Raw genomic sequence first — 10,360 nt, forward strand, 5'->3', positions numbered from 1 at the left:
TATTATTTCTCCAATTAATCATTATAAACCAGATTATTTTAATTTACAATTATCAATTCTTCCTTCTCAGTTTTTGTTATAATATAGAAAAAGCCGCCTTAAGCAGCTTTTTATTTAATGCATAATCGAATTCATTTAAACTTTCTTCTAAGTGAAGCTGTCCTAAATATATTCCATATTGCTCAGATATATTTTCAATCATACCCTTATCTCTTAGGTATTCTGTGCTGTATTCAGTAGCTACCCCTACATTTAAATCTCTAATTTTCATATCAACATAAAGCTGTTGTATTAATGTAGTCTTTCCACATCTTGGTCCACCTAAAATGGCAATTCTTTTTGGCATTACAAAACCTCCAAAAGTTATAACAATAATATTTATTTAAAAACAGGTATTAATTATACCAATACCTATAATTGCTATTTTCATTTCCTTCATCTCCTTCTAGCAAATTAAATATAAACTAGCTGCTAAATAAGTCCTAATTTTTCAAGGCCTTTAGTTATTCCTTCATTCTTAACATCTTCTGTAAAATCATAAGCATACTGCTCTAACTTCTTATGGTATCCTCCCATGGCTATTCCATGCTTAACTACTTGGAACATTTCCACATCATTTTCTCCATCTCCAAAGGCATAAGTCCTTTCCCTGTCTATATCAAGAATTTCTAATAACCTGCTTATTCCATAACCCTTTGAATATTTCGAATCAAATATTTCAAAAGCCCCAAAGGCTGCATTCCCCATAAGAGCAAGGTTGGATCCTTTAAATCTTTCTGCTGCTAACTTATATTCCTTTTCTGATTCTCCTAATACTATTATTTTTACTGTTTTAACTGTATCCCTATTCCAGTCTTCTGTAAAATTTTCTATTCCTAAGGATGCTCCTTCTATAAAATCTAACAGCTTTCTATCCTTTAAATCTGCAACATAATTAATATTTTGTCCTTCTAGCATATATGTAATTTTATTATCTTCTAGAAATTCCAATATTTCTTTTAAAAGTTTATTATCCAAAGCTTCATCTAATAAAACTTTATTGTTCATTTCTATATATGCCCCATTTGAGCCTATATATCCATCAAAATTCAAAGCTGCTAGATCCTTATTAATGCCATTTTTAGGTCTTCCTGTTGCTAACATTGTTATATATCCATTTTCCTTTAACTTCTTTATAGATCTTTTTGTACTTTCTGTTGGTTTTGATATTCCCTTTGTCCAATCTATTAATGTTCCATCTACATCAAAAAATACTATTCCTTTTTTACTCATCTTGACCTCCTTAAATGGGGTCAGTCCCCATTACATTATTTGGAATGGGGACTGACCCTTTTTATCTTTGCAGATAGTGAAATAAAGCTCCTAGAAGATTTGCATCATTGCCATATTGGCATTTTTCTATGACTGGTCTTACCTTTGCATGAGTCATAGTCTTCATAAGTAAGTCCATATTTTCATTTATTTTATCAATAAAATCTTCCCTTGAACTTATTGCTCCTCCAATTAGGATTTTTTCCGGATCATATATATATTGTATATTAAATAATCCCTTTGCTACATTAAAATAAAAATTGTTTATTTCTTCTTTGCAGATTTCATCTCCCTGCTCAGCTAATTCAAATATTTTTTTGCCATCTAGTTCTTCTGAGGAAAGTCCCTTTCTTTTTGCAACAGTTCTAAGTAATCCTCCAGTTGAACCTATATCACTCCAGGTTTTAAATTCCACTCCTTCTTCTGTTTTTATACTTTCTAATATCATATAACCAAATTCTCCCCCATGCATATGGGTTCCCTTATGAATTTTTCTATCCTTTATTATAGCACCTCCAATGCCTGTCCCACAAACAACAAAGGCTACATCATTGTTATCTTTAGCTCCTCCAAGCCATACTTCTCCTAAGGCAGCAGAATTTGCGTCATTTTCAATTTCTAAAGTTAGACCTAATTCTTCCTTAAAAATCTTCTTAAAGTTAGGACCATGAATACATGGAAGGGCACTGGAACCTCCTATTGTTCCTTCTTCGCTGTCAACACTGCCCGGAGCACTTACAGCTACACCTGATATATTATGCTCTTCCTTTGCCTTTCTGGAAACTTCAAGCATCTTATTAATAAATATATCGAAGTTATGTCTTTCTGACTTATAACTTCCCTTCTCTATAAATTCTCCCTTTTCTGTTATAATAGCGTGTTTTACACTACTTCCTCCTATGTCAAACACTAAATACTTTTTCATAAATTATCCCCCTATATAATTAATTAAAACATTAATTAACTTAATCTTTTAAAATTTCTTCTATTCTTTCTAATTCTTCCTTACTAAAGGATAGATTTTCTACTATTTTTACATTATCTATAATTTGTTCAGGCTTACTTGCCCCTATTAATACGCTAGTTACCTTGTCCTCCCTTAAAACCCAAGCTAAGGCCATTTGAGCTAGGCTTTGATTTCTTTCTTCTGCTCTATACATCTCTAAATACCCCCATAGTTTATAAGTAAAATTTATACAAGCTCCCAGTAAAGCTTTACAGGAAAATTAAGCTTTAAGGCTACAATTATCTAACAATTATAGCCTTAAATTCAAACTTATCGTATCTATGTCTTGAGAAAGAATATTCAAAGACTTTTCCATTATCTAAATATCCTATTCTTTCAACTTCTATAATAGGTTCATCTATATTTCTTTTTCAAAGGGAAGTTTATCGTTTGCCTTGTATTCTCCGCTAATTATTTTATTTTTTATATAATTTGCTATTTCATTATATTTTGTCATAGCCCTATCTTCCTTTTATATATATTACAAAATGATTTTTGCTATTATCTATATTTAAATAATAGCAAAAATCCTATCTAAACACAAACACTTAGCGATTAAAATCCATTATCTTCTGACACCTTTTTAATCCATCTTCCTGACTTCTTAATAGTTTTCTTTAAAGTTTTTAAATCTAAAGATATATACCCATATCTATTCTTATATGCATTTGTCCAGGACCAGCAGTCAATTGGTGTCCATAAATGGTAACCAAAGCAATTAGAACCTTCCTTTATTCCTCTATGAAGATTTTGTAAATGTTCCTTAATAAAATCTATTCTATAATCGTCTTCAATTATACCATCTTTATTTTTATATTTCTCTTCTCCTTCAACACCCATTCCGTTTTCTGATACAAACCATGGAATATTGTTGTAGTTATTCTTTATATTTATAGCTATATCATAAATTCCTTCAGGATATATCTCCCATCCCCTGTATGGATTCATTCTCTTGCCTGGCATATCATAAAAATCAAAATATTTCTCCGGAAGCCATCCCTTGCTTTCATCAAATTCTGATTCCTTAGCCTTAATTCTTCTTGGCTGATAATAGTTTACTCCAAGAAAATCTATAGTATTATTTTTAATTATTAACAGTTCTTCTTCAGAAGCTTCCCAAATAACCTTATCCTTTTCTAATATATCTGTTAATATTTTGGGGAACTCTCCTTTAATTGATGGGTCTAAAAAGGATCTATTAAACATTGCATCTGCAATTTCTGCTGCCTTAAGATCTTCCTCATTATTACTTCTTGGATAGCTTGGAGTTAAGTTTAATATTATTCCTATTTTTCCACCCTTTTTATCACATTCCATTTCCCTAAACTTTTTTATAACCTTTGCAGAAGCAAGATTTAAATTATATAAAACCTGTACAGCTTTTTTTCCATCCACTATTTTAGGATAATGGAATTGATATAAGTATCCTGCCTCAACAATAACAATAGGCTCATTAAAAGTAACCCAATGCTTAACTCTATCTGAAAATAATTTGAAGGCTGTTTCTGCAAACTTAACAAATAAGTCTACAACATGCTTTGATTCCCATCCTCCATATTTTTCATATAATTCTATTGGCAGATCAAAATGATGTAAGTTCATTACTGGAAGCATTCCATTTTTAATAATTTCATCTATTACATTATTATAAAATCTTACTCCATCTTCATCGGGCTCTCCACTTTCTAAGTCCTTAATAAGCCTTGTCCATTGAATTGATGTTCTAAAACTATTTAGTCCTATTTCCTTAAGCATAGCTAAATCTTCTTTATAACTATTGTAAAAATTAGATGTTACCTTTGGACCTACTCTATCAAAGAAAGCCTCAGGCTCAATTTCATACCAATAATCAAAGATATTTTTATGAGCTTTATTAAAATCTCCCTCTGACTGTGGTCCTGATGTTGCAGCTCCCCACCAGAAATTTTTTGGAAATAAATATTGACGCATTACTATCCCCTCCAAAATTATATCTATTTTCATTTTACGAAATCAATTACATTCATTATATATAAATAAATATTCTTTGTAAAATAAAAAGACATAACACAATTAGGAGTTTGTAGTTTGGAGTATGGAGTAAAATCAGTGTGGAGTTAGCAGGGTGGAGTGGGGAGTGGTGAGTGCTGAGTTTGGAGTGTGAAGTGCGGAGTAAAATCAGTGTAGAGTTAGCAGGGTGGAGTGCTGAGTTTGGAGTGTGAAGTGTGGAGCGGGGAGTTAGCAGTGTGGAGTGTGGAGTTGCTAGGGTGGACAAGCTAATTATAAAACTATCATAAAAATAGTATTTATTCATAACAAAAAAATATTACTGAAAATCAAAATTTCCAGTAATACTTATAAATAAAAATCAAATTTATCCAAAAATATTCTAATTCAGAACTTGCTAGGATGTGCAAGCATCCCCTTATACAAGATAACTATTAACCCAACCCCACACTACTAATTCCTAACTCCTAACTTCTAACTGAACTCCTAACTCCTAACTCCTAACTCCACACTCCTAACTACTAACTCCTAACTACTAACTGAGTTTCACTCCTAACTGATAGTTGTACTATTTCTTACTGTTTTTGTTATTGAATTTAATATTTTGCATATTTCTTTGCATTTACTTAATAAACTTTCTCCTGCTTTTTTATCTAAATAATTAGTTTTTGTTAATAATCTAATCCAATATTCTGTTTCATATGCTTCCTTTAAAGCAATATACATTTTAGCTAGAAAGTCCCTTTTTGATTGTCCTTTCAAAGCTTCTGAAACATTTGCCCCAATACTAGTAGCAGCTCGTAATAATTGCTTAGATAAAACAAATTCCTTTTTAGTTTTAACTAACTCCCTATACAAATTAACAATATCAACAGCAAAATCAAAAGACTTCTTAGCTATTATACTTTCTGACATAAAAAAACCTCCCGTTAATTATTTATATAACTAAATAATTAACAAAATATGGAGGTTTCATTCCTGCTATTTATTTAAAATATAAAATATCTCATTGTCCACAATTTCCCTACCCAAAAACTCCAAACTGCACACTACTAACTTTTAACTAAGTTCCACTCCTAACCAAATTACTAACTCCACACTACTAACTACTAACTCCTAACTGAGTTTCACTCCTAACTGAGTTTCACTCCTAACTCCTAACTCCTAACTCCACACTACTAACTTTTAACTGAGTTCCACTCCTAACCAAATTACTAACTCCACACTCCTAACTCCTAACTACTAACTGAGTTTCACTCCTAACTCCTAACTACTAACTGAGTTTCACTCCTAACTGATAGTTGTACTATTTCTTACTGTTTTTGTTATTGAATTTAATATTTTGCATATTTCTTTGCATTTACTTAATAAACTTTCTCCTGCTTTTTTATCTAAATAATTAGTTTTTGTTAATAATCTAATCCAATATTCTGTTTCATATGCTTCCTTTAAAGCAATATACATTTTAGCTAGAAAGTCCCTTTTTGATTGTCCTTTCAAAGCTTCTGAAACATTTGCCCCAATACTAGTAGCAGCTCGTAATAATTGCTTAGATAAAACAAATTCCTTTTTAGTTTTAACTAACTCCCTATACAAATTAACAATATCAACAGCAAAATCAAAAGACTTCTTAGCTATTATACTTTCTGACATAAAAAAACCTCCCGTTAATTATTTATATAACTAAATAATTAACAAAATATGGAGGTTTCATTCCTGCTATTTATTTAAAATATAAAATATCTCATTGTCCACAATTTCCCTACCCAAAAACTCCAAACTGCACACTACTAACTTTTAACTAAGTTCCACTCCTAACCAAATTACTAACTCCACACTACTAACTACTAACTCCTAACTTCTAACTGAGTTTCACTCCTAACTGAGTTTCACTCCTAACTGAGTTTCACTCCTAACTCCTAACTCCACACTACTAACTTTTAACTGAGTTCCACTCCTAACCAAATTACTAACTCCACACTCCTAACTACTAACTCCTAACTGAGTTTCACTCCTAACTCCTAACTCCACACTACTAACTACTAACTACTAACTGAACTACGCTGTTGGTGCACTCTTTATTAAAGTTAAATTTCCCTTAATAACATAAACTCCAAGGCTGGCAGGAATTAAATAGCTGTCTCCCATTTTTATTTCTTCCTTGAAGCCTTCTCCTTCTATTAAACCTGCTCCATCTACGCAAGTATAAATATCAAAGTGTTCTAAGTTTGAATTATCCTTATATTCCTTATCTACAACTATTTTGTGCATTGAGAAATATTCATTATTAGTAAGATCACTTATCTTATAGCCATTATATTCTACAAGCTCTTTATCGCTTAAATTTTCTGGAACTAAGTCAAAGTCAATAACATCTAAGGCCTTTTCCACATGAATTTCTCTTGGTCTTCCATAATCATAAACCCTATAAGTTAAATCACTATTTTGCTGAATTTCTGCTATTATAAGACCTTCACAAATTGCATGAACTGTTCCGCTTTTAATTAAGAAACAATCTCCCTTTTTTACATTTATCTTATTTAAATAATCTTCAACCTTATTTTCCTTAATTGCCTTTTCAAATTCTTCCTTAGTGCAGTTTTTAGTTCCTACAATTAGGTATGAATCTGGCTTTGCATCTACTACATACCAAGCTTCTGTTTTACCAAAATCATTTTCAACTTCTTTTGCATATTTATCATTTGGATGAACTTGAACAGATAGCTTTTCTCTTGAATTTATTAATTTAACAAGTAATGGGAACTTTTCGGTGCTTACTTTAGTACCAACTAGTTTATGTCCATATTTTTCTATTATATCTCCAAAACTTAGACCCTTAAGTTCACCATTTGCAACTATTCCTGTACCATTTTTATGAAAGGCTATATCCCAAGATTCACCTATTTCTCCTTCTGGAAGGTTATCTCTAAACTTTTCAAAATCCCTTCCCCCCCAAATTTTCTCATAATATAAATTTTCAAATTTTATTGGATACATAGTGTTCCTCCTTATAAATACTACTATTTTAATTTATAATCTAATTTTCAATTTATGTAAAGTCTAATATTGAATTTCCATTTTTAGTTATGAGCTAGAAATTCTCTTTTCATTTTATTTTTTTAGAAGATTATACATGAATTAAAATTATCTTTCCTTGAGATAATAAAATTATAAGGAGGGATTTTTATGTCTAAAAATTCAAAAAAGAAATATCCTTTAAAAAATCATGAAGAAAGTAAAGCTAATGATAAAAATCCATTAAAGAATAAAGCTGAATATGATGATGAAGCTGTAAGTCCTTACTTAGAACACGAAGATGAATGGTAATAACAAAACTGCGGGAGGGATATCTATGACTAGAAATTCAAAAAGCAAAAGTATTTATCCGCCAAAAATGAGAACTGGTTACAGGCCAAAGAAAAGTGCTTTAAGAAGTTATGGTAAAGATAAAAGAAACGGCAGCATATTACCAAGTCCAGTAACTGATGATATTGTAGTTAATAATATTTCTTACTCAGAATTTGACTATATTTATGATCCCATTTATGAATCTCAGTTTGATGATTTAGATGATTCCTATAGAGATGATTGGTAAGGAGGACAAAATGTTAAGAAAAAAAGGAGTTTTTGGAGATAAAAAGCAAATCAATGTAGATGACTTAAAAAACGACTATGTTTTATATAGAGATTACTTAAGTTCAACTATGTTGCCAAGCTATCTAAAAGATTATTTGAAAAAATAAATAATAAAGGAGAATTGTTATGACTAAAAAAGGTACTTTATCCTCAATAAAAGAAGAAGGAAATTTAAATAATCAAGTTCCAAAGGATACTTATTCTATAGCGCAAACTATTCAAAATCAAAAACGTGGTGATGATTTTACTGAAAAATTAAAAATTGAAAGAGAGTCAAAAGAAAATCAAAAAAAATAATATTAATTATATTAAATAGACAAATTATATTTAAAGCTAAAGATAATGGCTAATTTCTCTATAATTATAGGAAAATATTAGCTATTATCTTTTTGTTTTATAAAAAATTTTTTGATATAATTAAATTACAGATTTTATTGTGGACTATATAGTGGAGGAGATATTATGGGAAACTTATTAAAATCCAAAAAGAATTTAGAAAAGAAAAAACAAAATCTCGAGAAAATAAAAAAAATATCTAAAAACTCTATAAGTGCTAAGGACTCAATTACTACTAGATTAATCTTTTCTTTTGCTTTACTTATTATAGTAATAGCAGCTATTTCCGGTATTAACTTTTATAATACATATAGACTGAATAAAGCAAATGATACCCTTTATAATATTAATACTAAGTCAATAAGTTATATATCTAAATTAAGTGCTAATACTAATTATAATTATCTAGCAAGTAAATTAGTAATTTCATCTAAAACTAGTGCTGAAAAATCCGTATTAACTAATAAAATAAAAGACAATTTAAAGAAAAATGAAGAATTAATAAATTTATATAAAAATACAGCCCTTGTTGGAAAAGACACAACTAAATATGATCAGGCAGCAAAATTAATAAAAGAATTAGACCAGCTTGCTTTAAAAATTGCAAACTTAGCATCTCAAAATAAGGCTGAAGAAGCTCTTGCCCTTACAGATGAATTAGATATAACTTATAAAACAGCTGATGGATACATAGCTGATATAATGAGTAAAAATGAGGCAGATGCAGAAGAAACCGTTGCCAACAATAAGGCTGAATCTGAAAATTTCTTTAATCTTATAATTGTAATAAACATAGTTTCTATAGCAATCACTATATTATTAGCTCTTTATTTAATCTCTAGAATCATAAAACCATTAAAATTAGTTGTAGAATTTGCCCAAAGAATTTCTAATTATGATTTAACTACAAATATGGTTTTAAAGACTAAGGATGAATTTAAGCTTATATGCGATTCCTTAAATAAAGCTCAGGATAACTTAAGGTCTATTATATCTACTGCTATTGATGGAATTAATACAATTAATAGCTCAAGTGAAGAATTATCCGCATGTATTGGAGAAGTTACTTATCAGTTTGATACAATAAATAAATCAACAGAAGGAATTAATACAGGTGCTCAAGAAACTAGTGCTGTAACTGAAGAATTATCTGCTTCAATTCAAGAGGTAAGTTCTAGCATGATAGTTTTATCAGAAAAAGCAACTGAAGGTCATCAAAACTCTGAAAAAATTCAAGAAAAAGCAAGTCAAACTAAAGAAAATACCAATTCAGCTATCAATACTACAAGAAATACATATAAAGATGTTGAAGCTGATATTAAAACTGCAATCGAAAAAGGAAATGTTGTAAATGAAATTGCAAATATGGCAGAAACAATTGAATCAATTGCAGAACAAACAAACCTGCTAGCTTTAAATGCAGCTATTGAGGCAGCTCGTGCAGGAGAACATGGTAAGGGATTTGCTGTTGTTGCTGATGAAGTTAGAAAATTAGCAGAAGAATCAAAAAAGGCTGTTCATGAAGTTCAAGAAACCATTAATGAAGTTAAGGAAGCCTTTAAGAACCTATCTGACAGCAGTAATAAATTATTAGAATTTATGGATAAAGATATAATCAATGAATTTAATGATTTTATGTCTGTTGCTGATAGTTATGAAGAAGACGGAATATTTGTTAAGAAAATGAGTGAAAATATAGCAGCTATGTCTGAAGAAGTTTCTGCAACAATAACCCAATTAACTGAAGCTGTACAAACTGTTGCTAATATGACTCAAGAAACTTCTACAAATGTTAACTTAGTTAAGGAATCAATTAACGATACCGATTTAGTATTAAAAGAAATAGTTAATGCCATTGAAGATCAATGTCAATTAACAGAAGAAATTAAACAAACCCTTTCTAAGTTCAAGGTATAATAAAACAAAAGGAACTTTTCATATATTGTGAAAAGTTCCTTTTATTTATGTGCGCCCGGCATGGGCGTAATCTTGTCGGTGAAAGTCCGATACGGGGGTTGATAGTGCCAACCGTTAGCCTAAGACAAGGGTGTCCACCGCGAGGTGGAATCTGAAGGAAGTCGGCGG

The 10,360-nt window shown here is 30.3% G+C and carries 13 protein-coding genes and 2 pseudogenes; 5 read left to right on the forward strand and 10 right to left on the reverse strand.

Annotation, left to right across the window (positions count from 1 at the left end; translation table 11 throughout):
* Nucleotides 1-115 precede the first annotated feature (115 nt).
* From KQI16_RS04990 to KQI16_RS05035, 10 genes and pseudogenes are all read right to left on the reverse strand, one after another.
* Nucleotides 116-346, reverse strand: a pseudogene (locus tag KQI16_RS04990) (AAA family ATPase); the annotation flags it as partial.
* A gap of 125 nt (nucleotides 347-471) precedes the next feature.
* Entirely contained in the window at nucleotides 472-1,272 is an 801-nt protein-coding gene (locus KQI16_RS04995; protein WP_216432600.1) for an HAD family hydrolase, read from the reverse strand.
* 61 nt (nucleotides 1,273-1,333) lie between these two features.
* Nucleotides 1,334-2,236 (reverse strand): ROK family protein, encoded by a 903-nt coding sequence (locus tag KQI16_RS05000; RefSeq protein WP_216432601.1) that lies wholly within the window; start codon nucleotides 2,234-2,236, stop codon nucleotides 1,334-1,336.
* A 40-nt stretch (nucleotides 2,237-2,276) separates the two neighbouring features.
* Nucleotides 2,277-2,462: pseudogene (locus KQI16_RS05005) on the reverse strand (aldo/keto reductase); the annotation flags it as partial.
* A gap of 94 nt (nucleotides 2,463-2,556) precedes the next feature.
* Nucleotides 2,557-2,679, reverse strand: a complete 123-nt coding sequence (locus KQI16_RS13200) for a UTRA domain-containing protein (protein ID WP_216432612.1) — start codon at nucleotides 2,677-2,679, stop codon at nucleotides 2,557-2,559.
* Nucleotides 2,676-2,774 (reverse strand): GntR family transcriptional regulator, encoded by a 99-nt coding sequence (locus KQI16_RS05015; RefSeq protein WP_216432603.1) that lies wholly within the window; start codon nucleotides 2,772-2,774, stop codon nucleotides 2,676-2,678. Before KQI16_RS05015 ends, KQI16_RS13200 begins: the two co-directional genes overlap by 4 nt.
* 98 nt (nucleotides 2,775-2,872) lie before the next feature.
* Entirely contained in the window at nucleotides 2,873-4,267 is a 1,395-nt protein-coding gene (locus KQI16_RS05020) for a glycoside hydrolase family 1 protein (RefSeq protein ID WP_216432604.1), read from the reverse strand.
* Between the two features lie 588 nt (nucleotides 4,268-4,855).
* Entirely contained in the window at nucleotides 4,856-5,218 is a 363-nt protein-coding gene (locus KQI16_RS05025; protein ID WP_119864536.1) for a four helix bundle protein, read from the reverse strand.
* 375 nt (nucleotides 5,219-5,593) lie between these two features.
* Nucleotides 5,594-5,956 (reverse strand): four helix bundle protein, encoded by a 363-nt coding sequence (locus tag KQI16_RS05030; protein ID WP_119864536.1) that lies wholly within the window; start codon nucleotides 5,954-5,956, stop codon nucleotides 5,594-5,596.
* Between the two features lie 405 nt (nucleotides 5,957-6,361).
* Nucleotides 6,362-7,300, reverse strand: coding sequence for a type I phosphomannose isomerase catalytic subunit (locus tag KQI16_RS05035; RefSeq protein ID WP_216432605.1), 939 nt, complete (start codon nucleotides 7,298-7,300; stop codon nucleotides 6,362-6,364).
* 189 nt (nucleotides 7,301-7,489) lie between these two features.
* Between KQI16_RS05035 and KQI16_RS05040 the strand changes: the two genes are divergently transcribed.
* From KQI16_RS05040 to KQI16_RS05060, 5 genes are all read left to right on the forward strand, one after another.
* Nucleotides 7,490-7,630: a hypothetical protein gene (locus tag KQI16_RS05040; protein ID WP_216432606.1), complete on the forward strand. Its 141-nt coding sequence runs from the start codon at nucleotides 7,490-7,492 to the stop codon at nucleotides 7,628-7,630.
* A 25-nt stretch (nucleotides 7,631-7,655) separates the two neighbouring features.
* Nucleotides 7,656-7,898 (forward strand): hypothetical protein, encoded by a 243-nt coding sequence (locus KQI16_RS05045; RefSeq protein ID WP_216432607.1) that lies wholly within the window; start codon nucleotides 7,656-7,658, stop codon nucleotides 7,896-7,898.
* A 10-nt stretch (nucleotides 7,899-7,908) separates the two neighbouring features.
* Nucleotides 7,909-8,046, forward strand: a complete 138-nt coding sequence (locus KQI16_RS05050; protein ID WP_216432608.1) for a hypothetical protein — start codon at nucleotides 7,909-7,911, stop codon at nucleotides 8,044-8,046.
* A gap of 19 nt (nucleotides 8,047-8,065) precedes the next feature.
* Entirely contained in the window at nucleotides 8,066-8,236 is a 171-nt protein-coding gene (locus KQI16_RS05055; protein WP_216432609.1) for a hypothetical protein, read from the forward strand.
* A 165-nt stretch (nucleotides 8,237-8,401) separates the two neighbouring features.
* A complete protein-coding gene (locus tag KQI16_RS05060; protein ID WP_216432610.1) occupies nucleotides 8,402-10,192 on the forward strand; it encodes a methyl-accepting chemotaxis protein in 1,791 nt (596 codons plus the stop codon).
* Nucleotides 10,193-10,360 lie beyond the last annotated feature (168 nt).

Origin of the sequence: Caproiciproducens sp. MSJ-32, from assembly GCF_018918055.1 — a bacterium.
Lineage (GTDB): Bacteria > Bacillota > Clostridia > Clostridiales > Clostridiaceae > Clostridium.

Excerpts from the sequence above, each read along its gene's own strand:
- KQI16_RS04995 (WP_216432600.1), bottom strand. The coding sequence starts at position 1,272 with ATGAGTAAAAAAGGAATAGTATTTTTTGATGTAGATGGAACATTAATA.
- KQI16_RS05000 (WP_216432601.1), bottom strand. The coding sequence starts at position 2,236 with ATGAAAAAGTATTTAGTGTTTGACATAGGAGGAAGTAGTGTAAAACAC.
- KQI16_RS05015 (WP_216432603.1), bottom strand. The coding sequence starts at position 2,774 with ATGACAAAATATAATGAAATAGCAAATTATATAAAAAATAAAATAATT.
- KQI16_RS05020 (WP_216432604.1), bottom strand. The coding sequence starts at position 4,267 with ATGCGTCAATATTTATTTCCAAAAAATTTCTGGTGGGGAGCTGCAACA.
- KQI16_RS05025 (WP_119864536.1), bottom strand. The coding sequence starts at position 5,218 with ATGTCAGAAAGTATAATAGCTAAGAAGTCTTTTGATTTTGCTGTTGAT.
- KQI16_RS05030 (WP_119864536.1), bottom strand. The coding sequence starts at position 5,956 with ATGTCAGAAAGTATAATAGCTAAGAAGTCTTTTGATTTTGCTGTTGAT.
- KQI16_RS05035 (WP_216432605.1), bottom strand. The coding sequence starts at position 7,300 with ATGTATCCAATAAAATTTGAAAATTTATATTATGAGAAAATTTGGGGG.
- KQI16_RS05040 (WP_216432606.1), top strand. The coding sequence starts at position 7,490 with ATGTCTAAAAATTCAAAAAAGAAATATCCTTTAAAAAATCATGAAGAA.
- KQI16_RS05045 (WP_216432607.1), top strand. The coding sequence starts at position 7,656 with ATGACTAGAAATTCAAAAAGCAAAAGTATTTATCCGCCAAAAATGAGA.
- KQI16_RS05050 (WP_216432608.1), top strand. The coding sequence starts at position 7,909 with ATGTTAAGAAAAAAAGGAGTTTTTGGAGATAAAAAGCAAATCAATGTA.
- KQI16_RS05055 (WP_216432609.1), top strand. The coding sequence starts at position 8,066 with ATGACTAAAAAAGGTACTTTATCCTCAATAAAAGAAGAAGGAAATTTA.
- KQI16_RS05060 (WP_216432610.1), top strand. The coding sequence starts at position 8,402 with ATGGGAAACTTATTAAAATCCAAAAAGAATTTAGAAAAGAAAAAACAA.